At 59.1% G+C, this 20,881-nt stretch carries 18 protein-coding genes; 8 read left to right on the forward strand and 10 right to left on the reverse strand.

The window, feature by feature from the left end:
• Positions 1–46: 46 nt before the first annotated feature.
• Positions 47–493, reverse strand: a complete 447-nt coding sequence (locus AC13DD_RS15070; RefSeq protein WP_008173520.1) for a flavodoxin — start codon at positions 491–493, stop codon at positions 47–49.
• A 79-nt stretch (positions 494–572) separates the two neighbouring features.
• Entirely contained in the window at positions 573–1,676 is a 1,104-nt protein-coding gene (locus AC13DD_RS15075; protein WP_482931384.1) for a GGDEF domain-containing protein, read from the reverse strand.
• Positions 1,677–1,883: 207 nt separating this feature from the next.
• Here AC13DD_RS15075 and AC13DD_RS15080 point away from each other — a divergent pair, with 207 nt between their 5' ends.
• Positions 1,884–3,443, forward strand: a complete 1,560-nt coding sequence (locus AC13DD_RS15080; protein ID WP_008173514.1) for an inorganic phosphate transporter — start codon at positions 1,884–1,886, stop codon at positions 3,441–3,443.
• Between the two features lie 89 nt (positions 3,444–3,532).
• Positions 3,533–3,799, forward strand: coding sequence for a hypothetical protein (locus AC13DD_RS15085; protein WP_008173512.1), 267 nt, complete (start codon positions 3,533–3,535; stop codon positions 3,797–3,799).
• A gap of 187 nt (positions 3,800–3,986) precedes the next feature.
• Here the strand turns inward: AC13DD_RS15085 and panP are convergent, their stop codons facing one another.
• From panP to AC13DD_RS15105, 4 genes are all read right to left on the reverse strand, one after another.
• The gene (gene panP, locus AC13DD_RS15090) at positions 3,987–5,663 is read right to left on the reverse strand and encodes a pyridoxal-dependent aspartate 1-decarboxylase PanP (protein WP_008173510.1); all 1,677 of its coding nucleotides are present in this window, start codon (positions 5,661–5,663) and stop codon (positions 3,987–3,989) included.
• A gap of 187 nt (positions 5,664–5,850) precedes the next feature.
• Positions 5,851–6,195, reverse strand: coding sequence for a DUF503 domain-containing protein (locus AC13DD_RS15095; protein WP_053113183.1), 345 nt, complete (start codon positions 6,193–6,195; stop codon positions 5,851–5,853).
• Positions 6,196–6,356: 161 nt separating this feature from the next.
• Complete coding sequence (locus AC13DD_RS15100; protein WP_008173507.1) at positions 6,357–8,057, reverse strand: isovaleryl-CoA dehydrogenase; 1,701 nt, start codon at positions 8,055–8,057, stop codon at positions 6,357–6,359.
• Between the two features lie 2 nt (positions 8,058–8,059).
• Complete coding sequence (locus AC13DD_RS15105; protein WP_482931385.1) at positions 8,060–8,692, reverse strand: TetR/AcrR family transcriptional regulator; 633 nt, start codon at positions 8,690–8,692, stop codon at positions 8,060–8,062.
• A gap of 272 nt (positions 8,693–8,964) precedes the next feature.
• On the opposite strand from AC13DD_RS15105, the gene AC13DD_RS15110 reads away from it, so the two are divergent.
• From AC13DD_RS15110 to AC13DD_RS15130, 5 genes are all read left to right on the forward strand, one after another.
• Positions 8,965–9,186: a hypothetical protein gene (locus AC13DD_RS15110; protein ID WP_008173503.1), complete on the forward strand. Its 222-nt coding sequence runs from the start codon at positions 8,965–8,967 to the stop codon at positions 9,184–9,186.
• Positions 9,187–9,343: 157 nt separating this feature from the next.
• On the forward strand, positions 9,344–10,366 hold the full coding sequence (locus AC13DD_RS15115) for a lipase secretion chaperone (RefSeq protein ID WP_482931386.1): 1,023 nt from the start codon (positions 9,344–9,346) through the stop codon (positions 10,364–10,366).
• Between the two features lie 141 nt (positions 10,367–10,507).
• Positions 10,508–11,527 carry a porphobilinogen synthase gene (hemB, locus tag AC13DD_RS15120; protein WP_008173501.1) on the forward strand — a complete coding sequence of 340 codons (1,020 nt, stop codon included), beginning with the start codon at positions 10,508–10,510 and terminating at the stop codon, positions 11,525–11,527.
• 49 nt (positions 11,528–11,576) lie between these two features.
• Positions 11,577–13,718, forward strand: coding sequence for a polyphosphate kinase 1 (gene ppk1, locus AC13DD_RS15125; RefSeq protein ID WP_053113181.1), 2,142 nt, complete (start codon positions 11,577–11,579; stop codon positions 13,716–13,718).
• Between the two features lie 22 nt (positions 13,719–13,740).
• Entirely contained in the window at positions 13,741–15,030 is a 1,290-nt protein-coding gene (locus AC13DD_RS15130; RefSeq protein WP_273085089.1) for a DUF945 family protein, read from the forward strand.
• A gap of 61 nt (positions 15,031–15,091) precedes the next feature.
• On the opposite strand, the gene coaD is transcribed toward AC13DD_RS15130, so the two are convergent.
• From coaD to AC13DD_RS15150, 4 genes are all read right to left on the reverse strand, one after another.
• Positions 15,092–15,568: a pantetheine-phosphate adenylyltransferase gene (coaD, locus tag AC13DD_RS15135; protein WP_008173494.1), complete on the reverse strand. Its 477-nt coding sequence runs from the start codon at positions 15,566–15,568 to the stop codon at positions 15,092–15,094.
• Between the two features lie 343 nt (positions 15,569–15,911).
• Positions 15,912–17,513 carry a GMC family oxidoreductase gene (locus AC13DD_RS15140; protein ID WP_008173492.1) on the reverse strand — a complete coding sequence of 534 codons (1,602 nt, stop codon included), beginning with the start codon at positions 17,511–17,513 and terminating at the stop codon, positions 15,912–15,914.
• A 28-nt stretch (positions 17,514–17,541) separates the two neighbouring features.
• Entirely contained in the window at positions 17,542–18,180 is a 639-nt protein-coding gene (locus tag AC13DD_RS15145) for a hypothetical protein (RefSeq protein ID WP_273085088.1), read from the reverse strand.
• Between the two features lie 169 nt (positions 18,181–18,349).
• Positions 18,350–19,795 (reverse strand): coniferyl aldehyde dehydrogenase, encoded by a 1,446-nt coding sequence (locus AC13DD_RS15150; protein WP_053113180.1) that lies wholly within the window; start codon positions 19,793–19,795, stop codon positions 18,350–18,352.
• 192 nt (positions 19,796–19,987) lie between these two features.
• Between AC13DD_RS15150 and AC13DD_RS15155 the strand changes: the two genes are divergently transcribed.
• On the forward strand, positions 19,988–20,668 hold the full coding sequence (locus tag AC13DD_RS15155; protein ID WP_053113179.1) for a TetR/AcrR family transcriptional regulator: 681 nt from the start codon (positions 19,988–19,990) through the stop codon (positions 20,666–20,668).
• Positions 20,669–20,881 lie beyond the last annotated feature (213 nt).

Genomic DNA, 20,881 nt, shown 5'->3' on the forward strand with positions numbered 1-20,881 from the left:
TCAAGTCGCTGGCAGAGCCTGATTGGCAAATTTTTGTAGCCGTGTCTCAGATCTGCTCCAGCCACCCCCGGACCCAGGGCAGCGCTTCGGCCTCCGGTTCCATGGTTTCCAGGGCATCAATCCGAAGCGTGTCACCAACCTTACGGGCAGCGGTTTCGTAAAGCGCTTCCTCCATGAGGTCGCCAGCGCCACAGAAAGTATCTCCGTAGGAGCTGTCACCCAGGACGATGATGCCAAACGGCCGGCCGGGTTGTTGTGGCAACTGGTCCCTCAGGTCCAGGTAGAAGGGCAGCAGATTGGCCGGAAGCTCGCCCTGTCCGGTTGTCGATGTGCATACCAGTAGCGCATCGTTGTTCGACGTGATGTCATCCAGTGCCGGATTTTCCAACACGGTCACGTGGTGACCTTCCCCCTCAAGCTCTTTCTTGAGCGTTCTGGCCGTCAGGAGCGCGCCGCCATAGACGCTGCCCACCAGGATTCTGATTGATGTCATAGGTTATCCATTCGTCGCCTGAGGAATGACCTTACGGTCGTTCGGTGGCGCACGATCATAGCGGGAGTGCTTTGCCGCCTCAAGGAGACGGCGAGGGCGAAGAGTCGGTTTCCTGGCTTCGGACCCGGGGCGCTATCCGGTTACGTCCGGATTCCTTGGCATTGTAGAGATGCAGGTCGGCCTGCTTGAGCAGATCGTCCAGTGAGCGGGCCTTGGCAATGGAGCAGACGCCGGCACTGATGGTCACCGGCAATGCCTGATCCCTGAACCGGAACGCATGCCTGGACACGTCAGAACGCAACCGCTCTGCCAGGGTCAGCGCCTGCAACAGGGAGGTATCCGGCAACAACACCAGAAATTCCTCACCGCCCCACCGGGCTGCGACATCCGCCTGCCGGATCACCGTTCTTATCAGTCCGGCGAACTCGCGCAGGACGTCATCACCGGCATCGTGGCCGAACTGGTCGTTGATCTGTTTAAACAGGTCCAGATCGATCAGGGCAATGGAGAAATGGTGGCCGGAACGCTGGTAACGGGAAAACTCCATCGCCAGGCGACTCTGCATGTCGCGCCGGTTGGCCAGCCCGGTGAGTTCGTCGGTTCGTGCTGCATGCTCATGGGTTTCGGCGAGGGTGAGAAGTTCATTGCGTGCCTTCAGGCGGCTGGCTTCAAGCACGAAACAGAAAATGGATTCGAAGGTCAGGGCTGCGAAAAACCGGATCTTGAAATCCATGCTGTATTCCGCGGAGACCAGAGGAAGCCCGGGAAACTGGAACACCACGACGGCAACGAGGTAGCAGAAAAGCAGAACCGCCGTGCCGGTTTTGAGATCGGTCAGATAAAACAGGAGAGGGGGGAAGACATAAAACCAGAGTGGCCCGGTGTTGCTCTCGCCGCCGGAGGCGATCAGGTAGGTGAAAAGCAGCCCCACAATCACGATCATCCCTGCTTTCTGGAGGGCACGGTTTCCGGTGCTGGCGAAGTAAAGCATGTTCAGGGCAATCAGGCCGATAAAAGACCAGAGCACCCAGGCATGGGTCGAGTGCCCGGCGAACCAGGCCTTGGCGCCGATGCCAATCAGGAAACCAATGGCGGTTGCAGACAGCCAGGTCAGAAGTCGCGAGACCTGGGCATCTTCCCGTTCGCCGGCAGCGAGCTGCCCGGAGGAAGTTGGATGGGGCATGGAGACCTTGTTTGCTATTTTTATAATTTTGACGCTATTCGCCGGAATTATGGGTCAATTTAGTGAATTTTTGCAGTTCCGTCTGTGATGTGTTTACTTTGTGTGAAATGTGACCGTTTTATTTCATTTTCATGTCAAAAATTTTATAGTTGCCGCGCGACAGAGCTCGCTCCCAATCCCCACAGACTAAACGAGACCTGAGCTGTTATGGCCCGTTCGAGCGGATTACTGGATACCCTTCTCACCAGCCCTACCACGGAACGATACAGGGTCGGCATCAGCCTGCTTTTCCTACTTGGCGTGTGGCTGACTGTCGGATCTTTCAGTCAGGGAATGCCTAACAACATGCTGCTGATGGCCGCTGCGGTCATTGGCGGTTACATGGCGATCAATATCGGCGCCAACGACGTTGCCAACAACGTAGGGCCTGCTGTTGGTTCCGGGGCCCTGTCCCTGGGTGCGGCCGTGGTGATTGCCGCCATTTTTGAAGCAAGCGGCGCAATCATTGCCGGCGGTGACGTGGTTTCCACCATCAAGGGCGGCATCATCGATCCCTCGAGCCTTGAAGAAGGCCGGGCTTTTGTCTGGTTGATGACCGCAGCCTTGCTGGCGGGTGCGCTCTGGTTGAACCTGGCCACCTGGATGGGAGCCCCTGTCTCCACGACGCATTCCATCGTTGGTGGTGTTCTCGGCGCCGGTATCGCTGCCGGCGGCTGGGGTATCGCTGACTGGGCGGTGATGGGCAAGATTGCCGCCAGCTGGGTGATTTCCCCGGTTCTTGGTGGTGCGCTGGCGGCCCTGTTCCTGTTCGCGATCAAGAAGACCGTGCTTTATCGCAAGGAGGTCATTCCGGCCGCCCGCACGTTCGTGCCCTGGCTGGTCGCAATTATGGCCTGGGCTTTCGGCACCTATCTGATGATCAAGGGCGTCAAGAAAATCGTCAAAGTCGATTTTATGGAAGCGACTCTGATCGGCCTCGCTGCCGCCGCCGTGGTGTTCTTTGTCATGCGTACCCTGGTGGGTCGCATGGCCTCGACCATGGAAAACAGCTCCGCCGGGGTAAACGCCCTGTTCACCTGGCCGCTGATTTTTGCCGCGGCGCTGCTGAGTTTCGCCCACGGCGCCAACGACGTGGCGAACGCCATTGGTCCGCTCGCTGCCATTAACGATGCCCTCTCGGCTGATTCGGTGGTTATGTCAGCGAATATTCCCCTGTGGGTCATGATGGTGGGTGCCCTGGGTCTGGCCGTTGGCCTGATGCTGTTCGGCCCACGCCTGATCAAGACCGTCGGCAGCGAAATCACCGAACTGGATAAGACCAGGGCGTTCTGCATCGCGCTTTCGGCAGCGCTCACGGTGATCCTTGCGTCTCAGCTTGGCCTGCCTGTTAGCTCCACCCATATCGCGATTGGTGGCGTGTTCGGCGTTGGCTTCCTTCGGGAGTACCTGAAGTCCAACTACGCAACCCAGCTGCACAAGATCATGGAGCACCATGATCCTGCCGAGCAGGAGCGTCTGAAGCCGTTCCTGGATGATTTCCGCAATGCGTCGGTTGAGGAGATGGAGAACCTGCTCAAGCGGGCCAAGAAGAAAAAGCAGGTCCCTCTGTCCAAGTCCGAGCGTAAACGCCTGAAGAAGATCTACCGGGAAGAGCTGGTGAAGCGTTCGCATCTGGTGCGCATTGCCGCAGCCTGGATCATCACCGTACCGGCATCGGCCATTATGGCAGCGATTCTGTTCTTCACCCTGCGAGGCTTGTTGATCTGACCGGGCTGGTTGTATAAACCGAGTTTGGTCATACTATCTGTAAAAAGGGGTGTTTCACCCCTCAAGCCTATTTGTCCGTGGAGTGAAGTATGAGTTCATCCGTTGAAGGCCGTCAGGCGAAGATGATTAATGAGCTGAGGACCTTCATCAAGAAGGTTTTGAGCGACCCGACCATTGCCGTCAAGTCCATGGAGATTGCTCGCAAGCACCGGGGTCAGCCGAATGCCGAGGAGCTGATTGCGCAGGAAATCAGTGCCAGCACCAATATCCGGATTCCCGAGAACTGGAGTGAGGCGGATAAGATGTTCCTGGATATCATCCATGATGTTCTGGATGATGAAGAGGCCCTGTACTAAGGCCTTGTCTGCAGGCTTGGGAGAAGCGAGCCGGGCGGGGGATGGTTCAAAAACACGCTGTGAATACGTCCCTGTACGCTTGGCTCCGCCATCCCTGGCTCCGCACAGTTTTTGAACCATCCCCCGCCCGGCTCAACTGAGCCATGGTTGTTGCCTAAAATCGCCATGGCTAAGTCTTCTGGACTCTTCAGGCCTGTCTCGCGTTCGGCGTCGCCTGCTTCAATACCGCATCCGCCATCTGGTGCAGGATGCTGATCTCATCCTCTATGCCCTCATCCCGTGATAACTCTCTCTGTTCCGAAAGGATGTCGGCCAGGATTTCTTTGGTCGTCAGAGGGTTGGCCAGTACCACCCGGAACACGATGCACGGGAAGTTGTAGTAACGGGCCGGCTCCAGTCGGGTACGTGACACGAACGCCTTGCCCCGTTCCCGCTGGGTTTTCTGGATGAACTTGGTAATCCGGTTCAGACAGGTGTTGAGCTTTTCCGCCTGCAGCGGGTCGGCGCAGGCGAGGGCTTCCTGGACGTTTTCCGGGCAGTAGCGGTAGGTCAGGATGTTCAGTTCCGGTCTCGTGACCAGTTCGAAATCCGGTTCTGCTTCGATCATTTCCGCGAAGGTCTTGGCCTTGTCGATACCCTGGTCGATCAGGATCTCGTAGCCTTCCCGGGCCAGGATTTTCAGGCCGGAGTGGATCAGCATGGACATGCCGGGCCGTGAGCCCTCGAGGGTGGTGCTGCCCAGGTCCCGGGAGCCTTTACGGATGATGTACTGGGCGTGGTGTTCCACGGCGCTGGCGAGGCTCGGGTCGCGGAAGACCACCAGGCCCACGCCCATGGGGACGTAGAGCTGTTTGTGGGCGTCGAAAGTGACGGAATCTGCCTTCTCGATACCGCGCAGCAGGTGTTTGTAGGTGCGGGAGAACAGCGTGGGCCCGCCCCAGGCGGCGTCCACGTGGAAGTGGGCGCCGAATTCGCGGGCGATGTCGGCCATGGCGTCCAGAGGGTCGACGTTGCCGGTTTCGGTGGTGCCGGCCACGCCGCAGATGGCCATGACTTTGATTTTCTGGCGCTGCAGTTCCAGGCACTTGTCCCGCAGGGCATCGGTGTTGATGCGGTTTTCGTCGTCGGTATCCACGGGAATCAGGGATTCCCGGCCCAGGCCGAGTACGTCGGCGGCTTTGCGTAGGGAATAATGGCCGCGGCGCGAGACGACGATGGCGGCGCCTTCGTAGCCGTAGTATTTCAGAGCCCGGAACAGGCCTTCCTGGTGCAGTCCGCGGAAGCTGCCCTCGGCCGGGAAGGCCCGGTTGCGGGCGACCCACAGGGCGGTGAGGTTGGCGACTGTGCCACCAGAGCACATGGCACCCAGGGCGTAACGGGGGTCGTGCATCCACTTGCGGTAGAAGGCGCCGTCTTCCTGGTATACCAGCCGGTGAATCATGCCCAGCACCTGGCGCTCCATGGGGGTAAACGCCTTGGAGGTTTCGGTTTTGACCAGGTTCTGGTTCAGGGCAATCATGATTTTCGACAGCGGCAGCATGAAATACGGCAGCGCTGAGGTCATGTGCCCGATAAAGGCTGGTGAGGCGGTGTGAACGGAGTTGGCCACCAGTTTGTCGAGCAGGAACTGGGCCTGTTCAGACACAAAGACCGGCTTCTCGGGAATGCTGTAGTCGGAGAAGTCTTTCTCCACATCCGAGAGGTCCCGTTCTACCGCAACGATGTGCTCCTGCAGAAAGCCTGCAAGATTGCGGGAGATGTTCTGGTCAATCCGGCTCAGCGTCGATTCCGGCGCCTCGGGCACCGTGAATACGCGATACATGGCCTCTACCGAGGCCTGGGCGGATTTTTTCTTTCCGGTCATAGGCGCCACTCACAATCAGTGGTCATCCGAAGGGCCGGTTCCGGATGCCCTGCGGATACGGCCGGCATTGCTGTCCGGCATTAATGTCTGGTCGCCTGCCGCTGGCAGGCGCACTGGCATCCCTGAGGGGGCGTAGTATACGGCCTGGCGACAGGTTACGCCACACGCGGCCCTCGGGGTTATACGGTCAGAGTATTTCCCGGTGTATATCCAGTATGGCAGCATCCACGCGTTCTTCGATGGCTTTTTCGATCTGGTCCAGACGCTGGGTAATCTGCTGTGAGGAGGTGCCCAGGGCCGCGATGGTCCAGGTGGCGCAGTCGAGAGCCTCCTGGTCGGCGGTTTCGGCGACGGCGAGGTCGGGTTCTTTGCCCCAGACGGCCTTCAGGGCGGTGAAGACTTTGCGTTTGGCTTTGAGGTCGTCGCAGCCGTAGAGCTGGAAGTGCAGGGTCAGTACGCCCACGTGGGGCGTTATAACCGGCTGTTGGGGCTTTTGGCCTTCCCGCAGGAGTTTTCTCAGGGCTTCTGACATCTTTGATTCCGTGCTGGAGTCGATGAGAAATCCCCTCCCAAAAAACGCTCCTTGCGGCACATCCCTGTGGCGCTTGGGCTCCGCCATCCATGGCTCCGCACATTTTTGGGAGGGGATTCCCCATCGACTCTCAGAGTTCTCAGTGGGCTTCCAATAGCAACTTAGCCTACTACAGGCGTTGCCCGTTTGATAATGGCTGCCGGATCGGTGCCCGAGGGCAGGTTGCCGTAGTTCATGCCGCCACTGGACTCGAGTCTCGAGGCGCAGAAGGCGTCGGCGACGGCGGCATCCGAGTGGCGGAGCAGCAGGGAGCCCTGCAGGGCCAGGGCCATGCGATCGACCAGGTTGCGGGCGCGGTACTGGAAATCGCTGATGTCGGCGAAGTCGTGTTGCAGCTGCGCCAGGAACTGGTCGAAGCGGCGATCGGCGCCTTTGGCTTCAGCGGCTTCCTTGAAGAAGGCGTCGAGGGTTTCAGGCTCTTTTTGCAGGGCGCGCAGGGTGTCCAGGCACTGAACGTTGCCACTGCCTTCCCAGATGGCGTTGACGGGAGATTCCCGGAACAGCCGGGGCATGATGCAGTCTTCCATCACGCCGCTGCCGCCGATGCATTCCATGGCCTCATAGGCATGGTTCGGGGTGCGTTTGCAGATCCAGTATTTGCCGACCGGTGTCGCGAGGCGGGCCAGCAGTCGTTCGTGTTCTTTGTCCTGGTTGTCCAGGGCGCGGGCGATGCGCATGGTATAGGCCAGTGCCGCTTCGCTTTCCAGGGCCAGGTCGGCCAGAACATTCTGCATCAGAGGCTGATCGATCAGGCGGGCACCGAAGGCGCTGCGGTGACGGCAGTGGTGACTGGCCTGGGCGATGGCCTGACGCATGCCGGCGGAGCTGCCGATCATGCAGTCGAAGCGGGTCATGGCCACCATTTCAATGATGGTGGGCACGCCGCGGCCTTCCTCGCCAACCATCCATGCAAGGGCGCCGCGCAGTTCGGCTTCGCTGGAGGCGTTGGCAACGTTGCCCATTTTGTTCTTGAGGCGCTGGACCTGCCAGGGGTTCTTGGTGCCGTCCGGGCGCCAGCGGGGCATCAGGAAGCACGACAGTCCTGACTGTGTCTGAGCCAGTACCAGGAAAGCGTCGCACATGGGAGCAGAGACAAACCATTTGTGACCCACCAGCTCATAGGCCTGGCCCGGGCCTCCCGCGCCGATCGGGTAGGCCCTGGTGCTGTTGGCGCGAACGTCGCTGCCACCCTGTTTCTCGGTCATGGCCATGCCAATGGTCACGGAACTTTTCTGGCTGTCCGGCAGGTTGCGGGGATCGTAGCTGTCGGCCAGGATCCTGGCTTCCCAGTCGGCCGCCAGTTCCGGCTGCTTGCGAATTGACGGGATGGCGGCAAAGGTCATGGTTACAGGGCAGCAGTGGGCGGCCTCCACCTGGGAGTGCATGTAGTACTTGGCTGCGCGGGCAACATGCGCGCCCTGGCCTGGATGGCTCCAGGGGCTGCTGTGGAGACCATTGTCGAAGGCAATCCGCATCAGCTCATGATAGGCCGGATGGAAGTCCACTTCGTCGATGCGGTGGCCGAAACGGTCATGGGTGTTGAAGACCGGTTTGTTGGCGTTGGCGCGAAACCCCAGGTCAATGGTCTGCGCGGCCCCGGCCAGGGCTCCGAATGCCTTGAGGTCCTCGGCAGCTTTACCGGCGCCCTCCCGGAGGGCAGCTTCCTGCAGGGCAATGTCCTGTTCGAACAGGTTATAGTTCTCCAGGGCCGGTGGCTGGTTGAAGACCTCGTGGGTGCTGGCCAGGTAGCGATCTTCCTGGTCGTTTGATGGCGTCTCTGGCCCGGGCTGCCGCGCGTTCATAGCTACCTCCTGGTGCCGGTCAACCCCTGCATACAAAAGCAGATGATGGAATTGACCAGCGGGTCATTGTTGTCTTCTGTTGTGCTGGTGGCCTGGCTGGTCTGTGTCGGTGACAGGGGGCCAACCAGGCTTTCCGCTATGGCGCCCACCAGGCAGGTGCTGCTTTGGCGAGCGTCCTGATCCGGGATGCATCCTTCTTCAATGCCTTCGCGGATCGCTTTTTCGAACAGGTTGGCGTACGCCTTGCGGTATGCCAGTCGTTCTTCTTCCACTTTCGGGTCCACCGGCTCGGCGATCAGTGACCAGGCCATTTGCGGGCCTTTCAGTGCCCGCTCGGCAAATTGTCTGAGTGCCCGCTCAAGCCGCTCGGCGGCGTTGCCATCGGAGGCCAGAGCTTCGGCGACCTTGTCGACCTCCCGCTGGGTTGCCAGCCGGAAAATCTCGGCGAACAGGTCCTCTCTGGACTCGAAGTGCCGGTAGATAGTTCCTATGGCAACGCCGGCCAGCCCGGCGATCCGGGTAACCCGCGCGCTTCGAAAACCGCCTTCGGCCACGCACTGATAAGTGCAGTCCACAATCCGTTTGCGCGCCTCCGCCTTGCGCTGGCGCATTTTTTCCGTTTCTCGATAGGCCATTCGGGCTCCCTATAAGTAGTGAATCACTATTCATTCTTTCTGTCAATTTTTTGATCTACAGACGAATATAAAATTTTCTCATGTAATTCAATTGTTTGTTGTAGTTTACAAAAATTTACAAAAAAGTCGTTGCCAATAAATAGCGTGGTCACGAAAAGCAGATTATAAAGACGCCAAGACGAAGCCGCAGGCGGTCGTTCGTCGATACGGAGTGAGGTTCCCTGCGGGGTCGCAGCACTCGACCATCTGTTTTCGTTGATGGAGAAAAGATCATGAGTGAATTCGACGAAAGCAATCTGGAGCAGTCCGGAAGCTGGACCAGCGACAGTGACGACAACCATTCCATCGCCGGCCGTGCCCGCGTTCGCGCACAGTTGCAGGCAGACATCGAAGCGTTCCTGAGCCAGGGCGGAAGGATCCAGGAAGTAGATACCTCCTTCCGTTCTGATACGCCTCGCAAGGTGGAAGTGGGTTTTAACAACCGCTCCCTCTGAACGTTCAGACGGCAGTCCGGGGCGCTTCGCCCCGGCTCCGTTTTTGATCCCTGTCTCGGTATGACCTGTCAGCGTCGTTTATCCTCGTTCATTATCATTTTGCGCCGTTAGCCCGGGCAAATCGCCAGTCACCCGTAATCCGGACTCCTGTGTGGTAATGAAGCGCCGAATCCATCTTTTCCTTGTTTTGCTACTGATCATAGCAGCTGTTGCCAGCTTCTGGCTGATGACGACAGATCCGGCTGCCGAGGGTGAGCCGGTCGTATCGGCGCCTGTTGATGAGTCTCTGAAATCACTGAACAAGGGGGCGGCCGCTTCTGCGCCCTCCGACCTGGTAAACAACGCTTCCACGGTCCGTGTTCCCGAGCAGTTGCCAGCCTCGCTGGCCGGCACCTCGGTCCCGGATGGTTGGGCCCGAACGGACAGGTTCGGCAATCTTGTCCCGACCCCGCATCTGCGACAGCTGTTCGAGTATTTCCTGTCAGCCCTGGGAGAGGAATCGCTGCAAGCGTTGGTGGCGCGCATTGAAGCGGCGCTGTCGGGCCTGGAAGAGCCAGCGAGATCCCAGGCCCTGGTAACCCTTGGAAACTACCTGGAATACAAACTTGCGGTTTCTGAGCTGGAACAAAGCTATGGTGAGGTGTCCGGGCTTGGCGCGGGTGAGATGCAGCGAAGGATGGCAGAGATCCAGGCACTGCGGCGGACCTGGCTTGATGCCGATACCGCCGCCGCTTTCTTTGCTGACGATGAGGCAGTCGACCGCTTCCAGATCGAAAAGCTCAGGATCGCAAGCGATGACAGCCTGACCGATGAGCAGAAAGCAGAGGCTCTTCGCCAGGCCGAGTCTGCCTTGCCGGAGCCGCTCCGCAAGGCCAGGGAGGAGACCCGACGGTTTGCAGACTATGAACAGGTGCGCCGGGAGTTGGCGGATGATCCCCGGGCGCTCGAGGCCTGGCGTCAGGAGGCCTTTGGGGAAGCCGCGGCGGACAGGCTGGCCCGCCTTGAGGAGGAACAAAAGAACTGGGACCGCCGCTGGCAAGTCTATTCACAGGAGCGGGACCGGCTATTGTCCCCCGGGCTTGCCGAGCCGGAACGTCAACAGGCGCTGGAGCGTCTGAGGGCCAGCCACTTCAATGAAACCGAACAGGTTCGAGCCGAGGCGCTGGATTCGATACGGTAATTAACCTGTCATTTAATCGCCCTATCCTGCCAGGGGAGTCTGCAACCAGCGGCGCCGGCCGTGTATGATGGCGCAAAGGGCGCCCGGCGGATGCCGAGACGGTCCATCAGACTTTTTGTTCAGCCATCCAGGAGGTTGTCAGTGCCGATTCCGACTCCCCGTACTTTTCCTGCCACCCGCTTACGCCGTAACCGGGCCAGCGATTTCTCGCGTCGCCTGGTTCGGGAAAACCAGCTCACGCCGGACAACCTGATCTATCCGGTATTCGTGCTGGAGGGTGAGGGCCAGCGGGAACAGGTGCCCTCAATGCCGGGAGTGGAGCGCCTGAGCATTGATCTGCTGGTTGAACAGGCTGCGGAGCTGGTCGAATTGGGTATCCCGGCAATTGCCCTGTTTCCGGTAGTTCCGGCCGAGAAGAAAAATCTCTCCGGCTCCGGAGCCTGGGATTCCGATGGTCTGGCGCAGAGAGCGGTTCGCGCCCTCAAGTCGGCCCACCCGGAACTCGGAGTGATTACAGACGTGGCGCTGGACCCTTTCACCACCCATGGCCAGGACGGCATCATCGATAACGACGGTTATGTCCTCAATGACGTGACGGTCGAGGCACTGGTCAACCAGGCGCTCTCCCATGCCGATGCGGGCGCCGATGTGGTCGCACCGTCTGACATGATGGATGGCCGTATTGGTGCCATTCGCGAAGCGCTGGAAAACGGCGGCCATGTGAACACACGGATCCTGGCCTATTCTGCCAAGTACGCATCAAGCTATTACGGGCCTTTCCGTGATGCGGTAGGCTCGGCCGCCAATCTCGGCAAGGGTAACAAGGCGACCTACCAGATGGATCCGGCCAACGGTGACGAGGCATTGCATGAGGTCTCGATGGACCTGGCCGAAGGCGCAGACATGGTGATGATCAAGCCCGGTATGCCGTATCTCGATATCGTGCACCGGGTGAAGACGGAATTGCGGGTACCAACATTTGTTTACCAGGTCAGTGGCGAATACGCCATGCATATGGCCGCAGCCCAGAACGGCTGGCTCGACGGGGATGCGGTGATGATGGAAAGCCTGATGGCCATGCGCAGAGCCGGGGCCGACGGAATCCTGACCTACTTTGCCGTGCGCGCGGCCCGACTGATGCGGGACCGTCAGCGCGGATAAGGCCAAAATCATTCGCCAGCAGTGGCGAACACACTGGAATCGAGGAATCATGACAACGGAAACGGCGAAGAATCAGACGGCAGGGGATGACCGGAGTGTGCCTGCGCCGGTGGATGTGCCCCCGGTTGGTGAGGAGATCAACCTGGATGCCAATGAAAATTACTTCAACCGGGAACTGAGCCAGCTCCAGTTTAATTACCGCGTGCTCAAGCAGGCCCTGGATACGACGCACCCGTTGATCAATCGTCTGATTTTCTGCTGCATTTTCAGCAGCAACATGGACGAGTTCTTCGAGATCCGTGTGGCCGGTCTAAGGCAGCAGATGAAATACGGCCGTGAGACCGTTGGTGCCGATGGCATGATGCCGGACCAGGCCCTGGCGGAGATCAGCCGTGTTGCTCACGAGTACATTCGCGAGCAGTACGACATACTGAACAATGTGCTGATTCCCGAGATGGAAGAGCAGAACATTCACTTTGTCCGGCGCCGGGAGTGGACGCCGGAGCAGGCGGAGTGGGTGCGCACTTATTTCGAGGAGGAGATCCTGCCGGTGGTCAGCCCCATCGGGTTGGATCCTTCGCACCCGTTCCCGCGTCTGGTCAACAAAAGCCTGAACTTCATTGTTGAGCTGGACGGCAAGGACGCCTTCGGGCGGGAAACCGGCATGGCGATTGTGCCGGCTCCGCGTTCGCTGCCCCGCCTGGTCCGTCTGCCTGATGATGTCTGCAATGGTGGCGAAAACCTGGTGTTCCTGTCGTCCATGATCCACGCCCACGCCGACGAGCTCTTCCCCGGCATGGAGGTGAAAGGCTGCTATCAGTTCCGGCTGACCCGTAACGCCGACCTTGAGCTTGAAGACGATCTGGAAGACCTGGCCTCGGCCCTGCGTGGTGAGCTGCTCAGTCGCCGGTTTGGCGACGGCGTGCGCCTTGAGGTTGCCGACAACTGCCCGGAAGAGCTGGTTCAGTTCCTGCTGAAGGAATTCGGTCTGACCGAGCGCGATCTTTACCAGGTCCATGGCCCGGTGAACCTGACCCGATTGATGGCGGTCGGAGGGCTGGTGGACCGTCCGGACCTCACCTATTCCGGTTTTTCGCCGTCGATTCCCAAGCTGATACGCAGCAAGGAATCGATGTTCGATGCCATTCGCAAGCGCCCGATTCTATTGTTGCACCCTTACGAAAATTTCAGCCCGGTCGTTGATCTGTTGCGCCAGGCCGCCAAGGATCCTCAGGTTCTGGCGATTCGCCAGACCCTATATCGGACGGGGGCAGACTCGGAGATTGTCGAGGCGCTGGCGGATGCGGCCCGCCGCGGCAAGGAGGTTACCGCGGTTATCGAGTTACGGGCGCGATTCAGTGAGGCCGAGAACCTCGAGCTGGCCAGTCGGCTGCAGGAAGCGGGCGTGATCGTGGTATACGGCGTGGTTGGTTACAAAACCCACGCCAAGATGATTCTGATTGTGAGGCGTGAGGAGGGACGGCTGCGCCGCTATGTGCACCTGGGCACCGGTAACTACCATGCCGGTAACGCCCGTCTGTATACCGACTACAGCTTCATGACCTGCGATGAGTCCATCAGCGACGACGTCAACAAGCTGTTCCAGCAGCTTACCGGCATGGGTAAGGCCCTGAAGATCAAGAAGCTGTTTCATTCGCCCTTCACCCTCCATCCCCGGCTACTGAGCCTGATTGATCGGGAAGCGGGCTTTGGGGACAAGGGCCGGATCATCTTCAAGTTCAATGCATTGACGGAAATCCAGCTGATCAAGGCGCTTTACCGGGCTTCACAGGCCGGTGTGAAAATCGATCTGATCATCCGCGGCATCTGTTGTCTGCGTCCGGAAGTGCCGGGCCTCTCGGAGAATATTCGGGTGAGGTCGATCATTGGCCGCTTCCTGGAGCACACCCGTGTCTACTACTTTGGCAACAATGGCCGCCCGGATGTGTACTGTTCGAGTGCCGATGGTATGGAACGGAACCTGCTCAGCCGGGTGGAAACCGCTTTCCCCCTGGACGATCCTGATCTTGCCGCCCGGGTCAGAGAAGATCTGGATACCTACCTGGCCGACAATTGCCAGTCCTGGGTACTGCAACCGGACGGCAGTTATATTCAGAACCAGCCCGCAGAAGGTGAAGAGCGCCTTGCCTCACAATTGGTGTTGCTTGAACGGCTGACCGGAAAAACCTGATTCCCGAACTGGAGAAAGTTGTTTGAACACCAAATGGATGATTGCCGGCGCTGGTGTGCTGGCTGTAGCGGGCGGCCTGCCCTGGGTCGTGGGATACGTAACTGAGCAGCAGTGGCACCAGGCAACAGCGGAGGTGAACGATGCACAACCCTTCCTTCGCATGGAAACGGATAACTATGAGAGAGGTATTCTCGGGGCCCGTTTCAGAGGTTCGGTGAACCTGATCAATCCGGAAACCGGTGAATCCCTGAAGCTTGCCTACCGGGCCAATGTGACCCATGGCGTGACCGGCAGCCTGATGGATTTCCAGCCCGAGGATGGCTGGGCCGCCGGCGATAGCGACTGGTTCTCCGGTGAGGAGCCGAAGCTGACCCTGGAAACCCGTCTCTGGGGTACCGCTGTTCTCGAACTCGAAGCGCCCCAGATGACCCTGACGGACCCGGATACCGGGGAGACCCTGGCCTCAAGTGGCGGCTTGGCAAGAATTGAGGTCAGTGAGGCCGGTTCTCAGGCCGATGCCTTGATGGTCTGGCCGGGAGTAACCCTGTCCGGTCCGGACCTGGATATCCAGGTCAGCGACTTCCGCCTCGAGCAAACCATGAGTCATCTGACCGGTGAGGTCTGGACCGGCTCCGGCGAGATTGCGGTGGAATCGGTTGCTGTGACCCCGGCGGCGGAAGCCCCCTTCATGCTTCAGGGGATTTCGGTTCTTAGCAGCAGCGAGCCGGTCAACGATGGTGAGCGCCTGGATTCACGAATGACGTTCGAGGTCGCTGGCGTTTCAACGGCCGATGAGCGTTATGGTCCCCAGAGACTGGTGTTCGCATTGTCCGGGCTGGATGTGGCGGCCTGGAGCAACCTGACCGAGAGCCTTTCATCCATGCAGGCGCTGGCTATCACTCAGGCCTCTGGCGGTCCCCAGCAGTTTGAGCAGCAGATGGCCGCCATGCAGCAGGTGAATGCCGCCGTTCGGGATTTGGCAGCAGCCGGGTTCTCGGTTGGTTTTCCAGAGCTGACGGTGACCACCCCGGAGGGTGTGATAGAAGGCAGCGCCCGGATCGCCCATCCGGAGCTGACGGCGGATCAGAAAGCAGAAATGCTGATGGTGATGCAGCAGTTGACCGGCAAAATGGATCTCAGTCTGCCCGTCGCGCTCGCGGAGGAATACCCGGAATTCCGGTTACAGCTGGCACCGCTGATAAAGCAGGGGCTGCTGGTAGAGCAGGGTGACAGTCTGGTGCTTGATGCCAGTATGAAAGATCTTGTGCTGGACGTGAACGGTGTGGAAATTCCTTTGCCGCCGTTGCTTTGACGCCGCTGCTTCATTGCCATAAAAAAGCCCCGCTGGTCGGGGCTTTTTTGTTAGTTCAGCTTCAGCTGAACTTCTTTTTCAGGGCAGCCTCTACCGCCGGATCAACAAACTCCGAGACATCGCCACCCAGGGATGCGATTTCCCGGATCAGGGTGGAGGAGATGTAGGACAGGTGATTGGCCGGTGTCAGGAAAACGCTTTCCACTTCCGGAGCCAGACGGCGGTTCATGTCGGCCAGCTGGAATTCGTATTCGAAATCCGATACCGCCCGGAGTCCACGGAGGATCACGGTGGCACCCTGTTCACGGACGAAATCGGCGAGCAGGTTGCTGAATCCGGTGACGCTGACATTGGGGAGATGCGCGGTCGCCTGGCGGACCAGTTCGCAGCGTTCTTCTAGATCGAGAAGTGGCTGTTTCTTGGGGTTGTAGGCGATGGCGACGACGATTTCATCAAACATTCGGCCGGCCCGTTCGATCAGGTCGGTGTGGCCGTTGGTGATGGGATCGAAGGTGCCCGGGTAGATGACTTTGGACATGCGCAGCTCCTTTCTTTGCGAGGCCCAAGGATAGCAGCATTTTCGGAGACTCTGTAGGCGTCCGGGGCTTCAGGTCGTGCATGTCGGCTATGTGGTGGGGCCGACTGGAAGGGCTTGTCCGGGAAACGCTACAAGCACCCCTTCGGGGTCCGGCCAGCAATCACAGATTGCTGTCGTTCGCCTGCGCATGAAGCTTCGCTTCATAATCGCTTGTCTCACCCATGTGCGCTTGAGCGAAGCCATCCATGGCTTCTCACATTCCCGGACAAGCCCTTCCAGCCAGCCCTTTCATCCCCGTGCGAGCCTCCCCGAAGGAAACTGGGGCTGTTATCTGCGCGCAATGCTAGCTGGCTGCTCGCGAGAGTCTTTGAGCCAACCTTGTACTGTTCCGTGCCGCCAGGGCGTAAACCGACAGCTGCGGATTTGCCCCGATGCTGGTGGGGAAGATCGAGGCATCGTGGATGCTGAGGTTGCTGACCTGGTGGTGTTCACCAAAGCCGTTGACGACCGAGTTTTGCGGATTGCTTCCCATGGCGCAGCCGCCCATCTGGTGGGCGGTGAACAGGCGGACGCGGTGGGGTGCCATGGGGAGCTGGTCGATGGCGGCTTTGGCGTCGGTCCAGTTGGTGTACCAGTCGGAATCCAGGTGCATCAGGCGGACTTTTTCGGCACCGGCGGCGAACTGGATTTCGGCCATGGTGTGGAAGGCTTCGCGGATGCCCTTCCAGAGGTAGTCGCTGACGGGGTAGTCCAGTACCGGACTGCCGTCGTCGCGGAGGGAGACTGTGCCGCCGGGGCTTTCGGGGTGGAAGCCGTCCCGGAGCAGGGCGATGACGGACTGCATGTGGGGCAGGCCGGCCATGTTGTTGATCTGGGTTTCGCCGTGGCCGGGTATGACGCCGCTGGACATGCCCGGGTGCAGCGGTGGCACCTCGAGTTTGTAACCAACCGGGCCGTCGACGCCGTTTCGGAAGTTGAATTCGTCCGAGTAGATGGACTGGGGCGCGCCATAGAACGGATCGACGCGCTGAGGCATCTGGGCGACGGTGGCGTTGACCGGATGGATGAACGAACGCTTGCCGATCCGCTGGTGCGGGTCCGGGATGTCGGAGCGGAGCAGCAGGCCGGGGCTGCCGATGGCGCTGGCGGCGACCACGAAGTGTCGGGCTTTGAGCGTGACCTTGATCCCGGTCGGGGTGACACCATCATCCGCAAAGGCAGAGGCTTCCAGGTGGTCGATCTTGTCCTCGTTCATTACCAGGCGGTCGGCGCGCAGGCTGTGGAACAGCCGGGCGTTGTTATCGAGCGCCCCCGGAATGGTGGTCATCAGGGCGCCCTGTTTGGCGTTGGTCGGGCAGCCGACGCCGCAATAGCCCAGGTTCCAGCAGCCTTTCACATTGCGGGGAATGATCTGCCAGCTGTAACCCAGTTTTTCGCAGCCCTGGCGCAAGATGTCGTTGTTGACGTTCGGGTCGACCTGCCACGGGGCCATGGAGTGGCGTTCTTCCCGGCCATCGAACCAGGGCGCCATGGCGTCCGGCCGAAGTTCGTCCAGGCCAAACTGCTCGGCCCAGTAATTGAGCGTGGGCGCCGGTGTCCGGAAACTGGAAGTCCAGTTTACCGTGGTGGAACCGCCCACGCAGCGGCCTTGCAAAATGGCGATTGCCCCGTCCCGGGTTACCCGGCTCATGCCTTCCTGGTAAAGGTTGGCATAGGAGGTCTGCTCGTCCATCTTGAAGTCTTTCTGATAGTAAAGCCGGCCCTCCTCCACGAGTATCACGGACAACCCGCTGCGGGCCAGAATCTCGGCGGTGGTGCCGCCACCGGCGCCGGTTCCGATAACAACAACGTCCGCTTCTGCGGTCAGGTTTTGCGTCAGGAGGGCGCTATCGGTGACGTTCCAGCCTGATTCCAGGCCCTGGGCAATACGATCGGTCAATGACATGTTTGTGCTCCGTCAGATCAGCTGGCAATCAGGCGTTTTGGAATTGTGGCAATGCGTCGACCGCGTATTGCGGTGGTCCGGGATAGCCGGACAGGTGCCAGAAATCCCGATAGCCATAAAACGCCACGTTGCTGATCTTGGTCAGCGCAATGTAGCCGTTGTTGAACAGCCCGATACGGCTGGTGCGCCAGCGCTCCAGAAACGCGTCGGCTTCCGCCGTTGTCACATTCGGCCAGCTGGACCAGACCCGGGCAACGGTCACCCGGGTGAGCCCGAAGTTCAGCAGGTCAAACAGTTGCCGCAGTTCCTTCTGGTTAGCTGGTCCGAACTTGTGGATGCCGGCATCAATCCGCTCGATCGTCCCGGCAATTGCCAGGTTTCTGGCCTGTGGCTGCTCTGGCAAACCCGGCCCAATCATGGCGGGCAACAAGGCCTCGAACAGCGCAATGTCATCCTCGTTTAAAAACCGGAACTGGTAGCTGGCGTCCATCCGGGTGCCAACGCCACTCAGCCGGCCCGCCGGCTGAGTGGCGCATCCGCTAAGCCCGGCGGTGACGCTGACGGTGCCCAGAAACACGGCACCGCCAAGTCCGGTTTTTAGAAAGCTTCGGCGGTTGAGATCGGCAAATTGAGGGTGTCCTGACGGATCAGGGATCTGTTTCTGCATGGGTGTGTTCTCGTTATTGTTTTTGGATAGCGGGGAAAATGCTGAATCGTCGCGGGCTGGTAGCCCCTTCCAAAACTGTGCAAAACAGGGATGTTTTGCTCAAGCCTACACGGACGTATTCACGGCGTGTTTTGGAAGGGGCTACCAGCCCGCGACAGACTCCGAGTTCTCAGCGGATAAAGAACTTGTAAACCAATTTGTGCGCAGTTGTCCCATGGGGCGCATAGACAAACTTGCCGCTGTTGAATTTCTGCTTGGTGAAAATGGCCCGGTGATGGGAGAAGGTCAGGAACCCCTCACGGCCGTGATAGTGCCCCATGCCGGAATCACCGATGCCACCGAAAGGCAGATCATCCTGGGCTACGTGCATCAGGGAATCGTTGATGCACATGCCTCCAGAGTGGGTGTTATCCACCACATGCTGCTGCTGGGTCTTGTCGTACCCGAAGAAATACAGCGCCAGAGGCCGCGGACGATCATTGATGTAGTGAATGGCTTCATCCAGGCTGCCGTAACTGACGATCGGCAGAATCGGACCGAAGATCTCATCCTGCATCACCTTCATATCCGGAGTGGTGTTCAGCACCAGCGTCAGGGGCAGTTTTCGGGTGCCGTCCTTCAGATTCTCCCGGGCAGGGTTGATCTCCACCAATTCGGCGCCTTTCTCCCGGGCGTCCTCAAGGTAGCCTTGCAGTCGATCGTACTGCCGCTCATTGATGATGGCAGTGAAGTCGTCATTGTCCCGCAGGCTGGGATACATCTCGGAAAAACGGGCACGGAACTCGTCGACAAACGACTGCACCCGGTCAGCGGGGCAAAGGACGTAATCGGGCGCCACGCAGGTCTGGCCGGCATTGAAAGCCTTGCCAAAGGCGATTCTCTGGGCCGCGTCTTCCATGGGCACATCCGGGGAGACCACGGCCGGGGATTTGCCTCCCAGCTCCAGGGTGACCGGTGTCAGATTTTCCGCTGCGGCCTTCATGACCAGCTTGCCCACCGACGTAGAACCTGTGAACAGCAGATGATCAAACGGACGTGACGAGAAGTCTGCAGCCACGTCGGCCTCGCCATTAATAACCGAGACCAGGTCCTCCGGGAAGCTGGCTTCAATCAGCTCCTTGAACAGGGCCGAGGTGTGTGGCGTGTACTCCGACATCTTGATCATGGTGCGGTTGCCCGCTGCCAGAGATGCGACCAGTGGGCCCACCGCCAGGTACAGAGGGTAGTTCCAGGGCACGATCACGCCAACCACACCCTTGGGCTGGTAGTGGACCTTGTTGCTGGCGGGCTGGAATAGCACGGAGACGTGGCGCCTGGACGGCTTCATCCAGCCGCTGAGGCTCTTCAGGGTGTAGTTGATGCCCTGGATCGACGGCATGACCTCGGCAATCAGGGATTCGTCCTTCGAGCGGCAGCTGAAATCCCGGTCGATGGCATCCAGAAGCCTGTCCTGGTTGTTGAGCAGAACCCGCTTGAGGCGTTTCAGGTTCTCCTGCCGCTCGGCAAGGGAGGGCATCGGATTGTTGCGGAACGCCTTTTTCTGATCCTCAAACACGCGGTGGGTGTGCTGGATCTGTTTCTTGCTCTCGGTGAGCTGGACGACAGTGGCTCCCATGATGCTTTCTCCTCATTGGTGCCGATCAGAGTCCGTCGGCGACCTGTTATTCCAGATATTGAAAGGCTGGCGAAAAAATACTCAATTTGCGTCTGGGGGTATTATTAGAGTATATACTCTAGTGAGTCAAGCGGAGGCGGATGGCGAATCGGGCCATCTGTGAGCGACACAACAACAAACGCCGACGGGTCTATGAAGACAAGAGACAAAATTCTGCTCTCCAGCCTGGAGCTTTTTAACGAACGTGGCGAGCGCAACGTCACGACCAACCATATTGCGGCGCACCTGGCCATCTCGCCGGGCAACCTGTATTACCACTTCCGCAACAAGTCGGACATCATTTACGAGATCTTTCTGGAATACGAAAAACTGGTGGATTTCTACCTGGATATTCCGGAAGACCGGGCGATGACCCTGGACGACATGACCTTCTACCTGGAGTCGGTCTTCGACGGTCTCTGGAGTTATCGGTTCTTCCACCGGGATCTGGAATACCTTCTCGATAGTGATCAGAGGCTGCGTCAGGACTATCGGGATTTCACCAACCGCTGTCTGGCGTCCATCAGTCGTATCTTCGAGAAGCTGGCGGAAGCAGGCATTATTGAACCCCAGGAAGAGGATCTCCGATCGGCCATGTCGCTGAACGTGTGGCTGGTTATAACCAACTGGATGGCTTTCCTGAAGACAGCACATGCGGCCGAGGCATCCGCCTGCCTGACGCTAACGGAGCTGAAGCAGGGCATTTACCAGGTGCTCACTCTGGAAATTCCCTATCTCACCCCGGCGTATCGCGAGCGTGTTATGGCGCTGAGAGAAAAGTACCGGCCGTCGCTTCATGAACTGGGCGACACCGGCACCGGGGTTTATAAGTGAAACCCGAAAATGTGGTCAAAAAACGATCTATTCCGGAACTTTTGTCGAACACTACAGTCATATGGAGTGACGTTGGGAATTCGGACATTCCTTGCGTCTCCTGAGTGCGATCTCAGGTTTTAGCGCGTCGCAAACCCTGACGTTTCACCGGTCTGCTTTCTGGCAGACCGGTTTTTTAATCCTCGCTGTTTCCTGCTCGAAAACACCCTTGTA

The organism is Marinobacter sp. L-13 (assembly GCF_056857715.1).